Annotated in this window: 23 protein-coding genes; 11 read left to right on the top strand and 12 right to left on the bottom strand. The window is 65.3% G+C overall.

What is annotated here, in order from left to right:
• Nucleotides 1-61 precede the first annotated feature (61 nt).
• A complete protein-coding gene (locus KB874_RS17565; protein ID WP_212537862.1) occupies nucleotides 62-1,051 on the bottom strand; it encodes an adenosine kinase in 990 nt (329 codons plus the stop codon).
• On the bottom strand, nucleotides 1,048-1,692 hold the full coding sequence (gene nth / locus KB874_RS17560; RefSeq protein ID WP_212537861.1) for an endonuclease III: 645 nt from the start codon (nucleotides 1,690-1,692) through the stop codon (nucleotides 1,048-1,050). Before nth ends, KB874_RS17565 begins: the two co-directional genes overlap by 4 nt.
• A 218-nt stretch (nucleotides 1,693-1,910) precedes the next feature.
• Here nth and KB874_RS17555 point away from each other — a divergent pair, with 218 nt between their 5' ends.
• The 4 genes from KB874_RS17555 to KB874_RS17540 all read left to right on the top strand — a co-directional run bounded on the left by KB874_RS17555 (nucleotide 1,911) and on the right by KB874_RS17540 (nucleotide 5,371).
• Nucleotides 1,911-2,972 (top strand): heme-binding protein, encoded by a 1,062-nt coding sequence (locus KB874_RS17555; RefSeq protein WP_212537860.1) that lies wholly within the window; start codon nucleotides 1,911-1,913, stop codon nucleotides 2,970-2,972.
• A gap of 81 nt (nucleotides 2,973-3,053) precedes the next feature.
• Nucleotides 3,054-3,902 (top strand): bifunctional helix-turn-helix domain-containing protein/methylated-DNA--[protein]-cysteine S-methyltransferase, encoded by an 849-nt coding sequence (locus tag KB874_RS17550; protein ID WP_212537859.1) that lies wholly within the window; start codon nucleotides 3,054-3,056, stop codon nucleotides 3,900-3,902.
• 154 nt (nucleotides 3,903-4,056) lie between these two features.
• Entirely contained in the window at nucleotides 4,057-4,722 is a 666-nt protein-coding gene (locus tag KB874_RS17545; RefSeq protein ID WP_212537858.1) for a YiaD family glycine zipper/OmpA-like lipoprotein, read from the top strand.
• 97 nt (nucleotides 4,723-4,819) lie between these two features.
• A complete protein-coding gene (locus tag KB874_RS17540) occupies nucleotides 4,820-5,371 on the top strand; it encodes an NADPH-dependent FMN reductase (RefSeq protein ID WP_212537857.1) in 552 nt (183 codons plus the stop codon).
• A 3-nt stretch (nucleotides 5,372-5,374) separates the two neighbouring features.
• Here KB874_RS17540 and KB874_RS17535 read toward each other — a convergent pair whose 3' ends face one another.
• Together KB874_RS17535 and KB874_RS17530 are read right to left on the bottom strand one after the other, a co-directional pair.
• Entirely contained in the window at nucleotides 5,375-5,773 is a 399-nt protein-coding gene (locus KB874_RS17535; RefSeq protein ID WP_212537856.1) for a VOC family protein, read from the bottom strand.
• A gap of 82 nt (nucleotides 5,774-5,855) precedes the next feature.
• Nucleotides 5,856-6,545: a sugar transferase gene (locus KB874_RS17530; RefSeq protein WP_212537855.1), complete on the bottom strand. Its 690-nt coding sequence runs from the start codon at nucleotides 6,543-6,545 to the stop codon at nucleotides 5,856-5,858.
• A gap of 879 nt (nucleotides 6,546-7,424) precedes the next feature.
• Between KB874_RS17530 and KB874_RS17525 the strand changes: the two genes are divergently transcribed.
• The 5 genes from KB874_RS17525 (at nucleotide 7,425) to KB874_RS17505 (ending at nucleotide 10,705) form a co-directional block, all read left to right on the top strand.
• Nucleotides 7,425-8,039, top strand: a complete 615-nt coding sequence (locus KB874_RS17525) for a ribonuclease D (RefSeq protein ID WP_212537854.1) — start codon at nucleotides 7,425-7,427, stop codon at nucleotides 8,037-8,039.
• A gap of 86 nt (nucleotides 8,040-8,125) precedes the next feature.
• A complete protein-coding gene (locus KB874_RS17520; protein ID WP_212537853.1) occupies nucleotides 8,126-8,614 on the top strand; it encodes an LptA/OstA family protein in 489 nt (162 codons plus the stop codon).
• On the top strand, nucleotides 8,614-9,375 hold the full coding sequence (lptB, locus tag KB874_RS17515; RefSeq protein WP_212537852.1) for an LPS export ABC transporter ATP-binding protein: 762 nt from the start codon (nucleotides 8,614-8,616) through the stop codon (nucleotides 9,373-9,375). Before KB874_RS17520 ends, lptB begins: the two co-directional genes overlap by 1 nt.
• A 257-nt stretch (nucleotides 9,376-9,632) precedes the next feature.
• Nucleotides 9,633-10,199: a ribosome hibernation-promoting factor, HPF/YfiA family gene (gene hpf, locus KB874_RS17510; RefSeq protein ID WP_212537851.1), complete on the top strand. Its 567-nt coding sequence runs from the start codon at nucleotides 9,633-9,635 to the stop codon at nucleotides 10,197-10,199.
• Between the two features lie 41 nt (nucleotides 10,200-10,240).
• On the top strand, nucleotides 10,241-10,705 hold the full coding sequence (locus KB874_RS17505; RefSeq protein WP_212537850.1) for a PTS sugar transporter subunit IIA: 465 nt from the start codon (nucleotides 10,241-10,243) through the stop codon (nucleotides 10,703-10,705).
• Between the two features lie 6 nt (nucleotides 10,706-10,711).
• Here KB874_RS17505 and KB874_RS17500 read toward each other — a convergent pair whose 3' ends face one another.
• The 7 genes from KB874_RS17500 to cysQ form a co-directional block, all read right to left on the bottom strand.
• Nucleotides 10,712-12,139 carry a nodulation protein NodH gene (locus KB874_RS17500; RefSeq protein ID WP_212537849.1) on the bottom strand — a complete coding sequence of 476 codons (1,428 nt, stop codon included), beginning with the start codon at nucleotides 12,137-12,139 and terminating at the stop codon, nucleotides 10,712-10,714.
• A 3-nt stretch (nucleotides 12,140-12,142) separates the two neighbouring features.
• On the bottom strand, nucleotides 12,143-13,864 hold the full coding sequence (locus KB874_RS17495) for a DUF5927 domain-containing protein (RefSeq protein ID WP_212537848.1): 1,722 nt from the start codon (nucleotides 13,862-13,864) through the stop codon (nucleotides 12,143-12,145).
• Nucleotides 13,861-14,847: a glycosyltransferase family 2 protein gene (locus KB874_RS17490; protein ID WP_212537847.1), complete on the bottom strand. Its 987-nt coding sequence runs from the start codon at nucleotides 14,845-14,847 to the stop codon at nucleotides 13,861-13,863. The genes KB874_RS17495 and KB874_RS17490 overlap by 4 nt, the downstream gene beginning before the upstream one ends.
• Nucleotides 14,848-14,998: 151 nt before the next feature.
• Nucleotides 14,999-16,051 (bottom strand): glycosyltransferase family 2 protein, encoded by a 1,053-nt coding sequence (locus tag KB874_RS17485; RefSeq protein WP_212537846.1) that lies wholly within the window; start codon nucleotides 16,049-16,051, stop codon nucleotides 14,999-15,001.
• Nucleotides 16,051-17,037 (bottom strand): UDP-glucose 4-epimerase GalE, encoded by a 987-nt coding sequence (gene galE / locus KB874_RS17480; RefSeq protein ID WP_212537845.1) that lies wholly within the window; start codon nucleotides 17,035-17,037, stop codon nucleotides 16,051-16,053. Before galE ends, KB874_RS17485 begins: the two co-directional genes overlap by 1 nt.
• A 3-nt stretch (nucleotides 17,038-17,040) precedes the next feature.
• Entirely contained in the window at nucleotides 17,041-17,931 is an 891-nt protein-coding gene (gene galU / locus KB874_RS17475; protein ID WP_212537844.1) for a UTP--glucose-1-phosphate uridylyltransferase GalU, read from the bottom strand.
• A gap of 204 nt (nucleotides 17,932-18,135) precedes the next feature.
• The gene (cysQ, locus tag KB874_RS17470; RefSeq protein WP_212537843.1) at nucleotides 18,136-18,933 is read right to left on the bottom strand and encodes a 3'(2'),5'-bisphosphate nucleotidase CysQ; all 798 of its coding nucleotides are present in this window, start codon (nucleotides 18,931-18,933) and stop codon (nucleotides 18,136-18,138) included.
• 148 nt (nucleotides 18,934-19,081) lie between these two features.
• Here cysQ and KB874_RS17465 point away from each other — a divergent pair, with 148 nt between their 5' ends.
• Nucleotides 19,082-19,912: an ABC transporter permease gene (locus tag KB874_RS17465; RefSeq protein ID WP_212537842.1), complete on the top strand. Its 831-nt coding sequence runs from the start codon at nucleotides 19,082-19,084 to the stop codon at nucleotides 19,910-19,912.
• Nucleotides 19,909-20,502, top strand: a complete 594-nt coding sequence (locus KB874_RS17460) for an SH3 domain-containing protein (protein ID WP_212537841.1) — start codon at nucleotides 19,909-19,911, stop codon at nucleotides 20,500-20,502. Before KB874_RS17465 ends, KB874_RS17460 begins: the two co-directional genes overlap by 4 nt.
• Here KB874_RS17460 and KB874_RS17455 read toward each other — a convergent pair whose 3' ends face one another.
• Nucleotides 20,503-21,711 (bottom strand): cytochrome P450, encoded by a 1,209-nt coding sequence (locus tag KB874_RS17455; RefSeq protein ID WP_212537840.1) that lies wholly within the window; start codon nucleotides 21,709-21,711, stop codon nucleotides 20,503-20,505.
• Nucleotides 21,712-21,769 lie beyond the last annotated feature (58 nt).

The raw sequence follows: 21,769 nt of genomic DNA, 5'->3' as shown, positions 1-21,769 counted from the left end.
TGCCAGCCCGTGCCCGGCGGCGAAAGAACGACGCCGTGAACGCCGCGTGAAAAACGCAGTCCTAGATCAGGCCCCTGGCAGCGAAGAGCGCACGCAGGTCCGCCTCGGGGCGCGGGCCGATATGGCCGATCACTTCTTCGGCGGCGGTGCAGCCCATGCGGCCTGCCCGCGCCATGTCGGCGCCGGTGGCCAGGCCAAACAGGAACCCGGCGGCGAACTGGTCGCCCGCGCCAGTGGCATCGACCGGCGTCACCTTGGTCACGGGAATGTCGGTGCGCACGCCCTCGTGCATGATGGTCACGCCGTCGCCCGACCGCGTGCAGACCACCAGCGGACAGATCGCGGCGACCGCCGCAAGGTCGGCCTCCAGGTCGTCGTTGCGGTACAGCGAGCGGATCTCGGCCTCGTTGCCGATGACGAAATCCATCTCGTGCTCGATCAGCCGAAGGAAATCGTCGCGGTGACGCTCGACGCAGAACGGGTCGGAAATGGCGATTCCCGCCTGGCCACCCGCAGCCCGGCACAGGCGTGCGGCCTTCAGGAAGGCCTCCTTGCCCTTGTCCTTGTCGAACAGGTAGCCTTCGAGGAACAGGATCTCGGCCTGGCCGGCCACGGCCTCGGCCACGTCCTCGGGGCCAAGCTCCGCCGAGATGCCGAGGTAGGTGTTCATCGACCGTTCGCCGTCCGGGCTGACGAAGATCATGCTGCGCGAGGTCGGCAGATCCGCCGCCGAGACCGGCGCGTTGACGAAGGCGATGCCCTCGTTGGTCATCGCCTCGGCATAGAACCGGCCCAACTCGTCGTCGCGCACCCGCCCGATGAAGCCCGTGCGCAGGCCAAGGTTGCCCGCCCCGGCGATGGTGTTTGCGACCGAGCCGCCCGGCGTCTGCACCCGGTTGCCCATCGCGTGATACAGCGTCTCGCCCCGGTCCTGTTCGACCAGTTGCATGATGCCCTTCTCGATCCCCATGCGGTCGAGGAACGCGTCCTCGGTCCGCGCGATCACGTCCACCACGGCATTGCCGATACCCACGAGCTGATAGGTCTTCATTCCGTCTTTTCCTCGAATTGACACAGGTCGCGGATCAGGCAGGCCCCGCATTTGGGCTTGCGCGCGACACAGATGTAGCGGCCGTGCAGGATCAGCCAGTGATGTGCGTGCTGCTGGAAATCCACCGGCACGTTGTCCTCGATGGCGCGTTCCACGGCCACCACGTCCTTGCCCGGGCAGAGCCCCGTGCGGTTGCCCACGCGAAAGATATGGGTGTCCACCGCCTGCGCCGGGTAACGCCACCACATGTTCAGGACAACGTTGGCCGTCTTGCGGCCGACACCCGGCAGGCTCTGCAACGCCGCCCGGCTGCACGGCACCGCGCCACCATACTGCTCGACCAGGATCTGCGACAACTTGATGACGTTCTTCGCCTTGTTGCGGAACAGGCCGATCGTCTTGATATGCTCGATCAGCCCGGCCTCACCGAGCGCCAGCATCTTTTCCGGCGTGTCGGCGATCTCGAACAGCCGCGCGGTCGCCTTGTTCACCCCCGCGTCGGTGGCCTGCGCCGACAGCGCCACGGCAACGACCAGGGTATAGGCGTTGACATGGTGCAGTTCGCCCTTGGGCTCGGGCTCCGCCGCGTGGAAGCGGGTGAAGATCTCTCGGATCGTATGATAGTCAAGCTGCTGCGCCATAAAGCCTTATCCCCGACACGCGGACCAAGGACAAGCCACGGAACGCATGGTGAGCGGCAGAGATTCACTCATGTCGGACATGATGTTTTGCGTGTATCGACCAGATTTGATACAATCTTTGGGCGATCATTGAATCGCAATTTCGATCATGGCGTTTTTTTCACGGTTTTCTGTTCAGCGGTTCCCCACGCCGCATCATAATTTGAGGAAGGATTTGCATGATGGATAACGTCGAACGCGCCGAAGACTTTCGCCAGAAAGGGCGCAGCATCGAGATCGCCCAGCCACGGGACGCGTTGCTTGGACCGCTAAAGCTGCTTCCGGGGACATGGCAGAACGCCAATCCCCAGATTCCCCAGGGCTGGAACATGATCGCCCTGCCCTTCGGAACCGAGCCCGCCAGCCCGTTCAACTATCGGCTGTTGATGAACCACTACAACGAAAAGCTCGAATTCACGACGGTCGACAAGGCCGTGCCGAACCGCGGCGTCGACCGCGTGATGTCGCCTTCGGTCTCGCTGGACCAGTTCATCGTGACGCTGAACTACATCCAGACGATCAACCAGGTGCGGGCCGCCGACGAGCCGAACAGCGGCAAGGCCGGCAATGATGGCCTCGCCATCCATCACGAGCCGGGCCTGTTCCTGAACATGACGAACCACGTCACCAAGTCGGTCGACATCGCCCGGATGGGAACGATCCCGCATGGCAACGCGCTGCTGGCTATGGGGCATTTCGACGACTCCGTCGACATTTTCAATGGCCCGCCGACGATCCCCGCCATCAGCGGGCTGCCGGTGGGCGTGGGCACGCCACCCAACCTGCAGGGCAATCCCTATCTCGCGCCCTACAAGCATTTCGACACCAACCCGTTCTTCGGCACCGTGCCGCCGGGCACGCCGGGCTTTCCCGGCTTCAACCCGGTGAAGCCCGCGGAACTGCTGACCCTGGGCATGCCACAGAACGTCCTGCGCACCACGCGGCTCGCGATGACCACCAACCTCCAGGATGGCGGCATCTCGAACATTCCGTTCATCGTGCGCGAGGCCGATGCCTCGCTGATGGAGTCGACCTTCTGGATCATGGAGCTGGACGAGCCGGGTTTCGACGGCGAGCCGAAGCTGGTGATGCAGTATCTGCAGGTGGTGATGCTGGACTTCTTCCCGCGGCGCGACGGCACGGCGGGCGCGATCGCATGGCCGCATGTCTCGATCAACACGATGGAGAAGGTCGCGAACCCCGGCGACACGATGGAGATGACGACGGTGCCCGCGGTCTGACCGGGGGCACTTGCGCATGATCCGGGTCGCGGCTGCGGCCCGGACTGGCTATGGTCGCGTCACCCTGATGGAGGCGCGACCATGCCGAACGACATGTCAGACAGCTATCACTACAACGTCATGCGCCGTGCGCTTCAGGCGGTGGACCGGCTCGGCCCGCAGGCCGGGCTGGATACGTTGGCGCGCGAACTGAACATGAGTCCCGCGCATTTCCAGCGCCTGTTCAGCCAGTGGGTCGGCGTCTCGCCGAAACGCTACCAGCAATACCTGACCCTCAGCCATGCCAAGGCGCTGCTCGAGGACCGGTTCACCACGCTGGCCACCGCGCAGGAGGCAGGCCTGTCTGGGCCGGGGCGCCTGCACGACCTCTTCCTGCGCTGGGAGGCGATGAGCCCTGGCGACTATGCCACGGGCGGCGCGGGCCTCACGATCCACTGGGGCTGGTTCGACAGTCCCTTTGGCCCGGCGCTGGTCATGGGCACCGACCGCGGCATCTGCGGCATCGCCTTTGCCGCAGAGACCGGCGAGGACGCGGCCATGGCCGACATGACGGCGCGCTGGCCCGAGGCGCACTACGTCGAGGATGCCCCCCTGCTGCGGCCCTGGGTGCAGGCCGCCTTTGGGCAGCAGGACGGGCCGGTGCCGCTGTTTCTGATCGGCGCACCCTTCCAGATCAAGGTGTGGGAGGCCTTGATGCGCATCCCCTCGGGGCATGTCACCACCTATTCGGAGATCGCGCAGAGCATCGGCAACCCGCGCGCCGTGCGCGCCGTGGGCACGGCGGTTGGGCGCAACCCGATCAGCTACCTTATCCCCTGCCACCGTGCCCTGCGCAAATCCGGCGGGCTGGGCGGGTACCACTGGGGCCTGCCGGTAAAGCGTGCTCTGCTCGCCTGGGAATCGGCGCGGCTCGACGGAACGACAGGTTGATGCGCATGCGGCAACGCCCCGCCTATGCTGCGCGACAGGCGGTCCATTGCCGATTTTCCCGTGACACGGGTGCCTCCCCGCGTATGGTTATTGTATATCAAGCGGACACGGCCCCATTTCCCGGGGCAGAAACAACTTTCGAGGCACTCAGAAAATGATCCGGGCGAAATCCCCCCTTATCCTTGCCGTGGCCGGCACGATGCTGCTTGGCGCCTGCACCACCGGTCCCATGTTCGACCCCAACGACCCCAACCGCCAGGCCAAGCAGGGCGCGCTGATCGGCGCCGGCCTGGGCGCCATCACGGGCCGCATCGCCGGCGGTGACAACGTGGGAGAGCGCAACCGCGCCACCGTTGCGGGCGCGCTGGTGGGCGCCGCCGCGGGGGCCGCGATCGGCAACCAGCTGGACCGGCAGGAAGCCGAACTGCGTCAGTCGCTCGGCAGCCAGACCGACATCCGCAACACCGGCGACCGGCTGATTGTGACGATGCCGCAGGACATCCTGTTTGCCACCGACAGCGCCAGCCTGCGTCCGGCGCTTCAGGCCGACCTGCGCACCGTCGCGCGAAGCCTGCTGTCCTATCCCGACACCACGGTTCAGGTGATCGGCCACACCGACAACACCGGTGACGCGGGCTACAACCTGAACCTGTCGCAGCGCCGGGCACAATCCGTGGCCAACGTTCTGGCCGCCGAGGGCGTGCCGTCCTTCCGCCTCCAGACCATCGGACGGGGCGAGGATCAGCCGATCGCGTCGAACTACACACCCGAGGGCCGCGCCCAGAACCGCCGGGTCGAGATCGTCATCCTGCCGAACTGATCCGCCCTTCCGGGGACGGAATGCAGCGCCGCGGCTTGCCGCGGCGCTGTTGCGTTACAGGTAACCCTGCGACGGAAACCGCCAAAGGAGATCCTGCATGTCCGACCTGACCCTTGTCGGCCTGTGTGGTGCACTGCGCGCCGCATCGACCAACCGCCTGCTGCTGCAAGAGGCCGCGCGCCGGTTTGGCCCGGCCCGCTTTGCCGAACTGGACCTGCGCTTTCCCCTGATGGACGAGGACCTGCAAGCGGCCGAGGGCATTCCACCCGCCGTGCAGGCCGCCGCCGACGCGATCGCCGGGGCGGATGCGGTCCTGGTCGCAACGCCGGAATATAACAAGGGCATCTCGGGCGTCCTGAAGAACGCGCTGGATTGGATCAGCCGGGTCGAGGGCAACCCGTGGCGGGACAAGCCCGTGGCGCTGCTCTCGGCGTCGGCGGGCCGCGCCGGCGGTGAACGCGCGCAGAACATGGCGCGGCTTTGCATGACGCCGTTCCGCCCGTACCTGCTGCCCGGACCCGAAGTGCTGATCGGCGCCACCAACGACCAGTGGGACCCCGAAGGCCGACTGACCAACGAGCGCGGCATAGGCCTGCTGGACGAACTCATGACGGATCTGCGCCGCGCGGCCGAAGCCCGCCGGCCCTGACCGTCAAAGCGCGTTCGACACCTCGATCAGGGTGCCGTCGGGATCGCGAAGGTAGAGCGACAGGATCGGTCCCGTCGCACCCGTGCGGCGCACCGGCCCTTCCTCGATCGCCACGCCATGCGCGGCCAGATGGGCCTGCCAGGCGGCGACCGGCGTCTCGGTCAGAAAGCACAGATCGCCGGTGCCGGGCCCGGGATGCGCGGCGTGTGGCCGGAACTCGGCCCCGGCTTCGTGCAGGTTGATCTTCTGGTTGCCGAACTTCAGCGCCCAGCGCGGCGGGCCCTCGGCGGGCTGGAACCGTTCGGCCCGCATCCCAAGAACGGTTTCGTAGAAATCGACGCTGGCGGCGATGTCCGCCACGGTCAGGACGAGATGATCGAGCGAGGCGACGCTGGGCGACATGGCAGGGGCTTTCGGCTGCGGCGACGCGGGCACCATGCCCTGCCGCCCCGTCGCCCGTCAAACTCCGAAAGCAGGCAGGCGGTCAGCAGCCCGTGCCGCGCAGGACGACCCGCGCCGTCCGCAGCAGGATCGCCACGTCAGTGCCGAAGGACAGCTGGCGCAGGTACTCGGTGTCGAAACCCGCCCGCTCGGCAAAGCTGGAGTCGTTGCGGACCGAGGTCTGCCAGAGCCCGGTGATGCCCGGGCGCAGCGCGTAATAGGCGGTGCCGGGGTAAAGATCCTGCTGGTTGACCATCATCGGGCGCGGCCCGACCAAGGACATGTCGCCCCGCAGAACGTTCCACAACTGCGGCAGTTCATCCAGCGAGGTCTTGCGGATGATCCGACCGACCGGGGTGATGCGTGGGTCGTTGCGCAGCTTCTGATTCACCGCCCACTCGGCACGCGCCGTCGGATTCTCGGAGAGGTGCGCCTCGAGCAGCGCATCGGCATCCGGCACCATGGAACGCAGCTTCCACATGTGAAAGATCCGACCGTTCCGGCCCAGACGCCTTTGCCGATAGAAGGGCGATGCGCCGTCGCGCATGATCATCGCGCAAAGCACGGCGAGCAGCAGCAGGACGGGCAGCGCGCCGACCAGCACCAGAACGACATCGACCGCCCGCTTGAAGCCATCGCGGTAGAGCGCCGCGCCGGGCTTGGCGCGGAAAGCATCGTCCAGCAGGATTTCGGTGCGCGGAAGAGGGAGCGCCTGATGCAGTTGAGGTGTCAAATTGACCTCCTTCAGATGATGGAGAACTGCAGGCCGGTCGCGACGCCAGGCACAAAAAGATCGTTCACCGCAAGCGGTGCTTCCGGCACGGGCCGGACGCCAATCCTGTCGTGTAAGATCCAGGTGGATCGCAGCAGACTTACAATTACTCCCAAAATGGAAGCACCAACCCCCGAGTGCCGTTTAACGCGAATTGAGACGGCTTTGTGTCCGAATTCGCCCGACGACATGGTTATGCCAATCTTTCGCTCTCATCGTCAACTGGTACATCCAGCCTCAATCAAAAGTTGAATTGCAGGATTTTTTGATGCATTGCAAATGTTTGTAGCGAATGGTCGGGGCGACCCGGCGACCGCCCGTCGCAGCCGGCATTCCGCAACGTCACCTGATCGCACCGGCCATGTTTCCCCCCCCTGGATCGACGGAAACAATTTACCGATTGCCCCGAAACATTGACCGCTCAATGGAAACAATTGGCGAGGTCAGGGAATTTCGTAGATGAAAACTTCGCGGTTTCACGGAAAACACTGGCAGTGCATGGCAACAATGGGCCGCGCGCCTCAATCGGGCGTGGCGGCTCCGTCCGTGGCCGGGGAATGAAAGGCGCTGCCGGGTTCAAGTGGCGGATCCTCGAGCGCCAGGAGGGCAGGCACAATCCAAGGCAGAGCACGCATTCTCACGGTATGTTACAAATCCGCTGAAAGTGCCCGATCGGCGACCCGAATCGCGCCGCAGGCTTGCCTCGCATCTGCCACATTTCGACAGAATCGCGCCGCATTCCACCGGCGTTTCCGTCGAATTGTGGCCGCCTTTCCGTTGCAAGCCGCAGGGCACGGCGATAAGAGCGGCGCAACCGGAACCTCAACGACGGAGCGGCGCGTGGCCAACCATCTTTACCAGGGCGATCTGCCCGACGGGCTGGACCTCGGCCCGATCGTGGCCATCGACTGCGAGACGATGGGACTCAATCCGCATCGCGACCGGCTCTGCGTGGTGCAGCTGTCGGGCGGCGACGGCCATGCGCATCTGATCCAGGTGGCGCGCGGCCAGACCGAGGCGCCCAATCTCTGCCGCATGCTCGAGGATCCGGCGGTGCTGAAGCTCTTCCATTTCGGCCGCTTCGACATCGCCGCGATGCATCATGCCTTCGGCGCGCTCGCCGCGCCGGTCTATTGCACCAAGATCGCCAGCCGCCTCGTGCGCACCTTCACCGACCGCCACGGGCTCAAGGCACTGACGCAGGAACTGCTGGGCGTCGACATCTCGAAGCAGCAGCAGACCAGCGATTGGGGCGCGGTTGAGCTGACCGAGGCACAACTCGACTATGCCGCGTCGGACGTGCTGTATCTGCACCGCCTGCGCGAGGCGCTGGACGCGATGCTGGAACGCGAGGGACGCAGCGCAATGGCGCAAGCCTGCTTCGACTTCCTGCCGATGCGGGCCCGTCTCGACCTCGAAGGCTGGCCAGAGACCGACATCTTTGCCCATGTCTGAGGCGCGCTGGCAGGCGCTGCGCGCAATGTCTGGCCTTCGCTGCCCCTAAGCTGGTATAGGGTTCGCGAAACAGATCGAGCTGCCGCATGTCCCGTATCCTGACCACTCTCGGCCTCCTGGCCCTTCTGCCCGTTTGTGCCGCAGCACAGGATACGCAGGTTGCCGTCGGCGGCCTCAAGCAGGACACGAGCGCCCCGGTCGAGGTGACGGCAGACGCCCTTCAGATCAACCAGACCGAAGGCACCGCGCTTTATACCGGTAACGTGGTCGTGGTGCAGGGCGACCTGCGCCTCGCCGCGCCCAGCGTGCTGGTGGTCTACTCCGAGGCGGCAAGCCGCCTGGAACGGCTCGAGGCGACAGGCGGCGTCACCCTTGTCGGACCCGAAGAGGCGGCCGAGGCGCAGCGCGCAGATTACGATTTCGACACCGGCACCTTGGTGCTGACGGGCGACGTGCTGCTGACACAAGGCAACAGCGCGCTGACCTCGGAAAGCATGATCGTCAATCTCGACGACGGCACCGCGCGGATGACCGGGCGGGTCCGCTCTGTCCTGCAACCGTCCGGGGGCAATTGATGGCCCCTGTTCCCGCCCTGACCGTGACCGAGGGCAGCAGCGGTCTGGATATTCGCCACCTGCGCAAGAGCTACCGCAAGAAGGTGGTGATCCGCGATGTCAGCCTGCGCGTCGACCGGGGCGAGGTGGCCGCACTGCTGGGCCCGAACGGCTGCGGCAAGACGACGACCTTCTACGCCATCGCCGGCCTTCTGAACCCCGAGGGCGGACAGGTTCTGATTGATGGCCGCGACGCGACCTACCTGCCGATGTATCGCCGCGCGCGGCTGGGCATCGGCTATCTGCCGCAGGAGATGTCGATCTTTCGCGGTCTCAGCGTCGAGGACAACATCGCCGCCGTGCTGGACATCGCCTGCCGCGACCGGCACCAGCGCCGCGAGCGCCTGGAAGAATTACTGGGCGACTTCTCGATAGAGCATCTGCGCCGTGCCCCCGCACTGGCTCTGTCGGGTGGCGAACGCCGCCGGGTCGAAATCGCGCGCTGCCTCGCCGCCAATCCGAAATACCTGTTGCTTGACGAGCCCTTTGCCGGGGTCGATCCGATCAGCGTTGGCGATATCCGCCACCTGGTCGCCGATCTGAAGAAACGCGGCATCGGCGTTCTGATCACCGATCACAACGTGCGCGAGACGCTCGAGATCGTTGATCGCGCCTATATCCTGCACGACGGCAGGGTGCTGATGTCCGGCACGCCCGACGAGGTGGTGCGCAACGAGAACGTGCGCCGCGTCTACCTTGGCGAGAATTTCAAGTTCGGATGATCCGATCCCGCAACAGGGCGTTTCCATCGCCATCCGCTTGGTTTCCATTGACAGCCGGCCCTTGGCTCCCTTCATATGAAGACATGACGACACGCATCGCCGCACGGCTGACCGATGCTTCCCAGCGCCAGGGCGCCGGGGCCGAACATGGTCAAACCACGGTGGGCGGACCGTTTTCCCAAACCTGACCGGGCCAAATCTCGGGCACGCATCGGCGTGTTCCGTGCCGGGAAGGTTGTCAACGAAAGGACGTATCCATGCGCTATCAGATCACGGGAAAGCATATCGACATCGGCGACGCCTTGCAGACGCATGTGAAGGACGAGCTTGGGACGGTGCTTGCGAAGTACTCGCAGCGACCGACCGAAGCCGTCGTGATCTTTTCAAAGAGCGCACATGAATTCGTCTGCGAGTCCACGGTCCACCTGTCGACCGGGCTGACCGCAGCCGCCAAGGCCCATGCAACCGAGATCTACGCCGCGTTCGACGCCTGCGCCGAAAAAATGGACAAGCAGCTGCGTCGCTACAAGCGCCGGTTGAAAGACCATCACAAGGACCGGACGGAACCGGTTGAACTGATGGGAGCATCCTCGTATATCCTCGCGGCCGGAACTGCCGAAACGGAAGAGGAAGAGCCCGAAAGCCTGCAGCCGATCATCGTCGCCGAGATGCAGACGAAGATCCCGTCGCTCACCGTGGGCGAGGCCGTGATGCAGATGGAGCTGGCAGGGGCGCCCGTACTGGTGTTCCGGAACGAGAAGAAGGATGGCGTGAACGTCGTCTACCGGCGTGAAGATGGGAATATCGGCTGGATCGATCCGTGACCGCAGGACGGCATGGCACCGGCTGAAACGACAGGCAGAGCATGAAATTTTCTGATCTACTGAAGCCTTCGGCGGTCAAGGTGCTGAGCGCCACATCCAGCAAGAAGCGATTGATGCATGACGTGGCGGACCTGGCGGAAGCGGCCTATGGCCTTTCCGCCCCCGCCACGGTCGAGGCCTTGATGGAGCGCGAGTCGCTGGGGCCCACCGGCGTGGGCCACGGCGTCGCCCTGCCCCATGCGCGCCTGCCCGATCTCCAGGATGTGGTGGGCGTGTTCATCCTGCTGGAACGGCCGGTCGATTTCGACTCGGTCGACCGCCAGCCGGTCGATTTGGTCTTTGCCCTGTTCGCCCCCGAGGAAGCCGGGGTCGAGCACCTGAAATCCCTGGCCCTGGTGTCGCGCAGCCTGCGCGAGCCGTCCCTGCGCAGCAAGCTGCGCGCCAATCCAGACTCCACCAAGCTTTATACCATTCTGACGGCAGCCGAGGCCGACAAGGCGGCCTGAACCGGATCAGGCCCAGTCGTCGAAACCGAACATCCCGTAATCGCGCTGATAGGCCTCGCGGGCGAGGCTTTCGATCTGGTCATCATAGATCTGCGCCAGGGAATAGGGCGCCTTGTTGGCAACCGCCTGCGGCTCTGGCGGTGCCTGGTGGCCCACCTGAACGGCCAATGCGGGCAGGTAGCCTTCCATTTCTGTCTCGCGCACGATCATGTCCGGCAGCACGAACTCTGCCATGCCTTGCAGGCAGGCCGCCTGGCTGGCCCAATGCCCGTCCACGCGCACCGCCGTCTGCCCGTTCAGGTTGGCCTTCACGAAGTCGAGGAAAGCGGTGAAGGCCTCGCGATGGGCGTTCACATCATAGGCGCCATCGGGTTCGCCCTCGGGGATGGGCAGGTTGTGGGCGCGGCGCAGTGTCTTGCGGATGCCCACATAGGCGCCTCGCCCGGTGGTCAGGATCCTGGAACAGAAGGCCTCGTGCGCGCGGGCCAGCGGGTGCCGGATCACGGTAAAGCTGCGATGGCCGGGATTGTCGCGCATCCATTGGCGCAACTCTCCCTGGCTTTGCCTGGCGGGCAGGGCGTCGCCCTTGACCCCGTCCAGCGCCGCCAGCCACTTGCGCACAGCGCGGTCGGGGCCAGAGGGGATCGGCATATACAGAAGCGGCGTCCCTGCCCCGGTGACAAAGCTGCGCACGACAGGGCCACGGCGCGGTTCGAAATTCGGTGTGCGGTGCAGGTTGAACCGGTCGAGCCGGGCCAGCGCGCGCTCCATTTCGTCGAAATTCGCCACCTTCTCGGCCATCGGCTCGGGGTTCTGGCGTTTCAGCGCGGTATTCAGGCTGTCCAGCCGCGCCGAACAGCCCAGCCATTGCGCCAGCCCGTTCATCACCGCCACGTCCTGGAGATCCTCGTAGGCGATGTAGAAGGCGGTCTGCCCGGTGGTCTGAAGCGTGTTGAGGATCTTCACCTGGAAATCCTGGAGATCCTGCATGAAGCGCTCGAATTCCTCGGCGTCGAAACTGGCCTGGCCATCCTTGCGCTTCTTGACGTTGGTCAGCTTCCATTGGCCGGTTTCCCTGGCGATCTTCCAGCTCACATAGCTGTCCACCGGGTTGCGCGTCAGCACGATCTTGGCCACGCGCGGATCGGTCAGCAGCGCGTCCAGCACGCGCGGATCGTGGTCGTGGAAAAAGCGGAAGCCGCCGATGCCGTCATCCTTCGCCCGGATCGCCTCGAGCAGGCGAAAGGGATCGCGGTCGCGTTCTTCCAGCGTGACGGTCAGGATTTCCTCGGACTTGGGATAGCCGATGAAGGCTGGGTTGAACGCCTCGCCGTGACAGGCGATGCCGTCGAAGGCGTTCAGGTTCGCCTCGAGAAAGTTGGAGCCTGTCCGCATCTCGGCAAACAGGACGAAACAGTCAAAGTGTCGGTCCATGGACTACTTTCGCACGAGATAGGGTTTGCGTTCGGGGTCTTTCGGCGCCGGCACCATGGGATCGGCAGGGAAATCCCCCATCAGGTAGGGATGCATCCCCTGGTTCTTGAGGTTTTGCAGGAACTGGCCAAAACCCGCGAGGTCGCGAAGGCGCGGCGCCTCGGACAGGCGGGGCGCCTTGGCAGGTCCCGCATCCTCGAGCACCAGTTGCAGCGCCTCTGTCGGTGCCTCGATGAATTCAGCCATGGTCCAGATGCGGACGCGCGCCCTGGTGCGCCCATCGCGCCAGGTCTTTAGCATCCTGGCCTCGACGCCTTGCAGGCGCGCGGCCTCGGCACGGATATCGGCGAAGTTGGCATTGGACTGGAACAGCGGCACGGCCCAGGCGCCCGAGATCACGCTGACCTGCGCATTGGGATCGGCGGCGATGATGGCGCAGGCCGTGGCGGTGTCGCGGGGGCCATACTGGAAACACTGCCGCTCGCCCCGCGTGTTCCAGAGCAGGTTCGTCAGGAAGGCGCGCGGGTTGGCGTCGCGCAACGCGGCGCTGTCGAACAGAGCACCGGCGATCACCGCCTGACGCCCGGCGAATTCCGCCCGGTCAGGCGCATAGAGATGGCCGTGCACCTGCGCGCCCGTGGCCCGCGACAACCAGCCCTCGAAATCCTCGAACAGCTCGGCGAAGCCCTGGAAGACGGCGTATTTCGCGGCGCTGGCATCGGTGGTGCGGCCGGCTCTAGGCCAGCGGCTCTGGCTGAACAGGCCGGGGCGGCCGCGCGTGCGCCGCTCGACCGCGCGGGCGAACAGACGGTCGATCTTGCCCGGCGCCGGTTCCTGCCGCGACACGGCGCGCCCGTCGTCGGACAGGAAGAAGTCATAGAGCCGGTCGGCATGCGGCCAGATCTTGCGTGCCACGAAACAGTCCGACCGCCGCAACAGCTGCATGTGGTCATCGTAGAAGACATGCGGCTTGCCCTGGTAGTCGAACTTGGACAGGGTCAGCGACCGGCTTTCGATCTGCGTGGAATACTTCCGCGCCAGCGTCTGGAAATAGGCTTCGTCCGGGATCCAGACCTGCCGGAAGAAACGGTCATGCCGCGCGCGGTTCGGGTCCTGGAGGATGGCCGACAGGGTCTGACGCGTCAGGCACCACCACTGGCTGCCCAGATGCGGCACCAGCCCCGAGGGCATCCGCCGACGCACCCGCAAGGAGCGCTGCACCTCGACAAAGGCATCGAAGAGCCGCCGCTGGCGCCGCCAGGAGAACGGGAAGAACAGGGTGAACCGTTCGTGGTTGAGCCCGTCGACCGTCCAGGGCACGTCCTGGGTGGTGGCGCTTTCGATGAAATCGGTACGGGGATGGCGGTTCAGGTAGTCCTGCAACTCGCGCACGGGGCGCAAGGGCAGGCAGGAGCCAGAGGCGAGGTAGACATGCCGCACGTCCGGAAAGCGGTCGAGCATCATGTCCGACGCGTCCTGGCTGGCCGCCACCAGCCCCCACGAGCCCCATTCGCAGCGATGGCGCTGTGAGAACGTCACGTGGTCCAGGTCGGCAAGGCTGTGGCGGAAGGCGTCGAAACGCGCCCTGGGCACGATCCGGTCCACATGGATCACGACGGGGCACCCCGCCCGTGCCCAGTGTCGAGCCACCTGTTCGGCCCTGTGCAGGGCGGTGTGCACCAGCATGACGATGCCCACGGGGCCGCCGCCCTGCCGGCCGCTCATGCCCAGTTGCCCTTGGACATCAGGCCGAGGATTTCAAGCTGGCGCCAATTGATGTATTTCTCGGAGAAGCGGCACCAGAGATCGGGATTGTCGCGGATCCCGTCGGCATAGGCGATGTATTCGCGGCTAGCGCCGTAATGCTGGCGTCGGGCAAGCTCCTCCTCGGCCTTCTGCGGGAAGGTGGACAGGAATTTCGTGTGAAGCAACATGCCGCTGGTCTTTTCCCCGCCCCATTCGTCATAGGTCAGGTTCAACCCGCGCGGCAGCAGGTTGTGGGTGGACGAGACATAGACATAGCGCCGGTCCCATTTCACCAGCGGGATCTTGTTCAGCGCGGGCGCCTTTTCGGGCGTGTCGCGAAAAAAGACCCGCGCCCGCGGCCCGCCCTGGATCCAGAGGTTCCAAAGCTGGGGGTTGCGCGTGATCGCGTAGTTGCCGGCGTCGAACCAGCAGGCGATGCGCAGGGGGTCATCCCCCGGCTGATAGGGCTGCGCGTCGATCCGGCCCTTGGGATACATGTCCAGCAGCATGGCCCCGAAGGATTTGACGTTGCTCGCCTCCAGCCAGTCGGTCAGCGCCCGCAGGGGGCGCGTGTCGCAGAACGGGTAGACAAACAGCTCATCCGGGTCGACGGTCAGGCACCAATGGCCATGCCCGTAGCGCCGCAAGAGCCAGTTCATCCAGTCCACGCCATAGCGCGACCGCTTGTAGCTGGCGCGGGTCGTCCAGACCGACACGTCCTTCTGTCGGGCCAGTATCTGAAGCGAGCCGTCGTCGCTGTCATTGTCGACGAAGAAGAAGTGGTTGACGCCCAGAGCCCGGTAATAATCGAGGAAATGCGGCAGGCGCGCGCCCTCGTTCCGCTGGGTGCAGAACAGCAGGATGTCGCGGCGGGAAAGATCGGCGGTGCGATCGGCGACGGGCCGCAGCTCACGCCGTTTGCGCAGCGCACGCAGGCCCAGCCGCTTGCGGCGCACGCGCATGCGATATGACTGCCAGATACCCAAGCCTGCCCGATCCTGTTGCCTGTCCGGGGCGTTGCCGCCCACGATGTCCCGCCGCCTTCTGACGACGGTCGCACTCTATTCGCCTCTTTTTAACAAATTATTCCCAACAACGTCCCTTGCATAGCCCTTATCCCTCGGGCGGCTGCCAGCCCGCCGCGGACATCAGCCCCAGGTCGACCAGTTGCCGCCAGTCGCAGTAGCGCTGTGCCCCGGGATGCCAGAGGTCGGGCGCGCCGGTGATGGCGTCGTAGTAGCCGTGGAACAGGGTGGGGTCGTGGAAATGCTGGCCCCGCGACTTCTCGATGGCGGACTTGCCGACGATCTCGGGCAGGAACTTGGTGTGCAGCAGGACGCCCGACAGCGCATCAGGCTCGTCCAGCAGGCCGGGCGGGCCGGGATAGGCCATGTTCAGCCGGGGCGGCAGGGCGGTGTGGGTCGAGTTGTCGTAGGCAAAGCGCCGGTTCCAACGGACCAGCGGCAGCTTGTTCAGGGTCGGCGCGCGCTCTGGCGTCTCGGCGAAAAAGGCACGGTCGCGCACGCCGCCCTGCACCCACAGCTTGCGGCGCGGGCCGACGCGCCGGGCGCGATACGCCGTGTCGAACCAGGGGATCGTCTGCACCGGATCGGTTCCGGGTCGATAGTCCCCCGCTCCCAGCGGCCCCCTTGGATAGAGATCGAGCATCAGGGCGCCCAGGGCCGGCTGACCGCGCCGGTCCAGTTCCGCTGTCAACGCCGACAATCCGGCGCGGTCGTGATGCGGGTAGACCAGCAGCTCGTCCGCATCCAGCGTCAGGCACCACTTGCCGTGCCCGTGGCGCATGAGCAGCCAACTGGCCCAGTCCAGCCCGAACCGCGCCTCCCGATAGACCGCATCGGTGCGCCAGACCGAGATGTCAGGCGCGTCCAGCACGTCGCGCGTTCCGTCGGTCGAGCCGTTGTCGACCACCAGGAAATGTCCGACGCCCAATGCCCTGTGATGATCCAGCCACCAGGGCAGGCGCGCCGCCTCGATCCGCACGACGGCGAAGCAGAGGATCGGCGCGGCGCGGATCGCCTTTTCATGGACGGAAACCGGCGCCAGGCGGTGTCGGCTGCGGAAACTGCGCCAGAGCAGCGCACGGCGCGCCATGCGCGCCCGGTAGGCGGCCCAGAGATCAGAGAGCCGCCCGCCCCCCGGCATCAGCGCTCATACGCGCCCGTGCGGTGCCAGAGCCACGCATCCCCGATCATCTGCGGCATGGTCGAGCGCCTTGGCGCCCAGCCCAGTTCGGCGGCCGCCCGGGTCGAGCCCGAGACCAGCTTGGTCGCATCACCGGGGCGGCGCGGCCCCTCGGAGAACGGCACGTCGAGATTGGTCACGGCGCGCGAGGCGTCGATCACCTCGCGCACGCTGAAGCCCGTGCCGGTGCCCAGGTTGAAGACGCGGCTGCCCTTGCCCTCTTCCAGCCAATTCAGGCCCAGCACATGCGCATCCACCAGGTCGCAGACATGCACGTAATCGCGGATGCAGGTCCCATCGGGCGTATCGTAGTCGGTGCCGTGGATCGTCAGCGCCGGGCGCTTGCCATCGATCGCCTCGAGCATGACCGGGATCAGGTGCGTCTCGGGGCGGTGGTGTTCGCCCACCTCGCCATCCGGATCGGCGCCGGCCACATTGAAATAGCGGAAGATCACCGATTTCAGACCATAGGCCCCCTCGAAATCGCGCAGGATGTTTTCCACCGCGCGCTTGGACGCGCCATAGGCGTTCAGCGGCTCCTGCAGGGTGTTTTCGTCGAGCACGACATTGTCGTGCTCGCCATAGGTGGCACAGGTTGACGAAAAGACGAAGTTCATGCAACCCGCCGCGACCGCCGCCTCGATCAGGGTCAGCGAGCCCTCGACATTGTTGCGCCAGTAGAGGCCGGGCTTGGCCATCGCTTCGCCGACCTGGCTGAGGGCGGCGAAATGCATGACCGCCACCGGCTGCCAGCGGGCAAAGACCGCGTCCAGCGTGGCACGGTCCATCAGGTCGCCCTGTTCGAACGGCCCGAATTTCACAGCGTCCTGCCATCCGGTCGACAGGTTGTCGTAGGTAACAGGGGTAAATCCCGCAGCGCGCAGCGCCTTGCAGGCGTGGCTGCCGATATAGCCGGCGCCGCCGGTGACGAGGACGTTGTCGGTCATGCCTTATTCGGCCGCTTTGCGCGCCGCGATAATCTCGTGCAGGAAGGATTCGAGGTCATCGCGCAACTCGTCCCGCGCCAGGCCAAAGGCCACGGTCGCCTGGAGGAAGCCCGCCTTGGACCCGCAATCGAAGCGCTGGCCGCGGAAGCGGAAGCCATAGACGCCGTTGCCGTCGATTTCCTGCGCGATGGCGTCGGTCAGCTGGATCTCGCCACCCGCGCCGGCCTTCATCTTGTTGAGGTTGCGCAGCACGGCGGGCGTCAGGATGTAGCGCCCGATCACCGCCAGGTTCGACGGCGCCTCGCCTGCCTTGGGCTTTTCGACCATGTCCTTGACCGACACGATCGAGCCCATGTCCTCGCGCACGTCGAGAATGCCATAGGCCGAGGCGCGCTCGGCCGGCACCTCCATCGCGGCGACCATGTTGCCGCCGGTTTCCTCGTAGGCCTCGACCATCTGCTGCAGGCAGGGCTTTTCGGCCGCGATCACGTCGTCGGGCAGCATGACTGCGAAGGGTTCGTTGTGGATCAGGCGGCGGGCGCACCAGACCGCGTGGCCAAGGCCCAGCGCACGATGCTGCCGCAGATAGGCGACCTCGCCCGACTCCATGTTGGTCGACCGCAGGGTTTCAAGCAGGTCATGCTTGCCCTTCTTGCGCAGCTCCTGTTCCAGCTGCGGGGCGTGGTCGAAGTAATCCTCCAGCGCGCCCTTGCCACGCGAGGTGACGAAGATGAATTCCTTGATCCCGGCGGCGCGTGCCTCGTCGATGGCGTATTGCACCAGCGGCCGGTCGACGAGCGTCATGATTTCCTTGGGGACAGATTTGGTCGCCGGAAGAAAGCGCGTTCCCAGTCCCGCGACCGGAAAAATCGCCTTGGTGATCTTCTTGCGCATGGCCAGCTCCTTTAGGTCCGCTGTACGGCTTATGGCATGAATTCCACCCTACCACTATAGCGCGAAACCATACCCGGGCAGGGATTACTGTAAGCTTAGTCCTGTTTTTCACCACCTATGCACAGATTCATGGCGTTTTGTTGACGCCATGCGGCGCGGTCTTGAGCCCGCTGAGCGCAGGTCCGGCAGAGTCGCGCCTGCAGGTCACGCACCTTTCAAAGCGACCCCCGGCGCGTAGGCGATGAAGAACGGATTTGCGAAGCCTGTCTTGCCGTAGGACAGCGGCGTGTGATCGTCGAAACGCACCACCTGCCCGCCCGCGCCGGCCAGGACAGCGTGGCCCGCCGCCGTGTCCCATTCCATCGTCCGCCCGAGCCGAGGATAGAGATCCGCCTCGCCCGTGGCCACCAGACAGAACTTCAGCGACGATCCCGCGCTGGTCATGTCCTTGACCGCGTACTTCCCGATATAGTCGTCGGTCGCCTGGTCGCGGTGCGATTTCGAGGCCACCACCATCAGCGCATCGTTGTCGGGTCGTGTTACATGGATCGGTCGCGTCTGGCCCGGCGTCTCAGCATCGAAGGGGCCCTGCTCCTCGACCGACTGGCCCAGCGCATCCGTGTAGAACATCCGCCCCTTGGCCGGAGCATAGACGACGCCGCGCGTCGGCACGCCATCCTCGACCAGCGCGATGTTTACGGTGAAGTCGCCGCGACGGTTGATGAATTCCTTGGTCCCGTCCAATGGATCGACAATGAGAAAGGTCATCGCCTGCGTATCATGGCTGTCTGCCTGCTCCTCGGTGACAAGGGCCATGTCCGGAAAGGCGCTTCGCAGGCCTGCCGAGATCAGCGCGTCGGCGGCCTCGTCGGCCTCTGTCACCGGGCTTGCATCAGATTTCACCTTCACATCGAAATCATCGGCATCGTAGATCTGCATGATCCTGTCGCCCGCCTCCAGGGCCAGTTTCCGCATCACGGTCACCAGTTCGGAATAATTCAAGGCAATCCTCCATGCCCGCGCCAGCCGCGCGGATTTATTGATTTGCAACGCTCGCCGCCTTATGCTGCGTTCGAGGACGAACGGCAAGCCGGGCATCCCGGACACACAGGCGCAGCAGACGCCCTGCCGCTTTTCGGAGCAGAGAGCCATGTTTCATATCACGGCACCGCGGTCGCGTCTTGGTTCCGCGCTCTACATCTCGGAGTTGATCTATCACAATGCGGTCCGCGCGGTGCGCAAGACGCATGGCAACGCCTTCATGGCGATCTTCATGAACATGTTGCAGACGGTGATCTTCGTGCTCGCCTTCTATTTCATGTTCAAGGTGCTCGGCATGCGGGGCACCGCGGTGCGCGGCGACTTCATGGTCTACATCATGACCGGCGTGTTCCTCTACATGACCCATTCAAAGACGCTGGGCGCCGTGGTCGCGTCCGAGGGGCCGGCCAGCCCGATGATGCAGCACGCGCCGATGAACACGGCGATCTCGATCGCGGCGGCCATGCTGAGCACGCTCTATATCCAGATGCTGTCGCTGCTGGCGATCCTGTTCGTCTACGACGTGGCCTTCAATCCCTTCGTGATGATGGAAATCCACGACCCGATCGGCTGCCTTTCCATGGTGTTGCTGTCGTGGTTCTCGGGGGCGGCGATCGGCATGGTCTTCCTGGCGATCAAGCCCTGGGCGCCGACACCGGTGTCCATCATCTCGACGGTCTACCAACGGGCCAACATGATCGCCTCGGGCAAGATGTTCGTGGCCAACGCGATGCCCGGATACATGCTGGTCATCTTCGACTGGAACCCGCTGTTCCACACCATCGACCAGTCGCGCGGCTATGCCTTCGTCAATTACAACCCGCGCAATTCCGACTGGGAATACGCGCTTTACGTCTCCATCGCGCTGCTTATGATCGGCCTGATGGGAGAGTTCTATACACGCAAGCATGCCTCGGCCTCGTGGGGGGCGCGGCAATGATCCGGGCGGCGGTTCTCTGGCTGGTGCTTTCCGGTGCCGCGATGGCGCAGGGGTTTCCGACACTGCATGACGTGAGCGGCGTCTCGGCGGGTGACGTGCTGAACGTGCGCGATGCGCCCTCTGTCAGCGGCACCATCATCGGCGCCTTGGCGCCCGACGCCACCGATATCGAGGTGGTCGAACGGCAGGGCAACTGGGGCCGGTTGAACAGCGGCGAGGGCAGCGGCTGGGCCTCGCTGACCTACATGGCCCAGCAGCCGGGGGCAGGCACACCGCCGGTGCCGCGCCGCTGCTTTGGCACCGAACCTTTCTGGACCCTGACTTTGGGCGAGGCCGCGTCGCGGCTGGACCGCCTGGGAGAGGCCGAGATCCCCTACGGCCCGCCCACGATCCTGCCCGCCTCCGGGCGGCTGGACCGGGCTGGCCTGCTGCTGGACGGGGCCGGGACGCTTGACGCCGTCTATGCCGCCGGGATCTGCTCCGACGGCATGTCGGATCGGCTTTTCGGGATCGGGATCGACCTGATCCTGCGGCTCGAGGGTCAGGGTCCGGTCGTCCTTTCCGGCTGCTGCACGCTGGCCGGCAACTGATCACCGCACCCTGACCGGAAGGCTGGCAAAACCGCGGAACCGCGCCAGCGGCACGCGAACCCGCGGCCCGTCCTGCGCGATGCCGGGAAAGCGCCGCACCAGCCGCCCGATGGCGATGCGCCCCTCGGCCCGCGCAAGGCTGGCGCCGAGGCAGACATGCGTCCCGGTGATGAAGGCCAGGTGCCGGTTCGGCCTGCGCGCCAGATCAAGCCTGTCGGGGTCGCCGAAAACCGCCGGGTCGCGGTTCGCTGCAGCGATCGATGTGTGGATGTAGGTGCCCTTCGGCACGGTGCCGTGGGACAGCTCGATATCCTCCAGCGCCAGCCGGTTGCCGATCTGCAAGGGGCTTTCCACGCGCAGGAGTTCCTCGACCGCCGATCCAATCAGGCCGGGATCGTCCCGCAACAGGCGGTGCTGGTCGGGATTGTCGAACAGGCTGCCGAGGGCGTTGCCGACAAACGAGGTCGTCGTCTCGTGCCCGGCATTCAGCAGAAAGATGCAGTTCTGGATCAACTCGTCCTGCGTCAGGCGACGCCCCTCATGTTCGCCAAATATGAGCGCCTCAAGCACCTCGCCCTGCCCTCCACCATCGGGATTGGCGCGGCGGTGATCGATAAGGCCGGACAGGATGGCGCCGAATTCCTCGACCGCGCGGTTCCCGGCCTCCAGCCGCTCGGGTGTCACCACGGGATCGAGCGCGCCGAGAATGGCAAGGCTGTAGCCGCGCAGCCGGGCCCGGAACTCCTGCGGGATGCCCAGCATGACGCTTATGATCTCGGTCGGCAGGACCTTGGCGAAATCGTCGATCAGGTCCAGTCGGCCCATGTCCTCGACCTGGTCCAGAAGGCGATCGACGATGCCCTCGATCAGCGATTCGAACTCGGTCAGCTTGCGCGGGGTGAAGGCACCCGAGATCAGCTTGCGCACGACCGTGTGACGCGGCGGGTCGTTGAAGACGAGGCTCGTGGTGTGATGGGTGAACAGCGGGCAGGCACCGAACTTGTCACCGAAGGCCGCCGTCTTGTCTGACGACATGGCGCGACTCTGGTAGACCTTGAGCACATCGTCATGCCGCGTCAGGTAGACCGACCCGTCACCATTGCGGTGCATCGGGCTGCGTGCCCGCAGGGCATGCAGGGTGGGATGCGGGTTCTCGATGAAATCCGGCCCGATACGGTTCAGATCGAACACGTCGATATCCAGCGGCATGAAAAGGCCCTCCCCGCGGGCAGAGTGCGGGAAGGGCCGTATCGTTTCAACCGGTGCG

It is taken from the genome of Thetidibacter halocola, from assembly GCF_018224955.1.
Lineage (GTDB): Bacteria > Pseudomonadota > Alphaproteobacteria > Rhodobacterales > Rhodobacteraceae > Thetidibacter > Thetidibacter halocola.
Note: the sequence above shows the minus strand (reverse complement) of the source record. Positions and strands in the feature narration are given on the sequence as shown.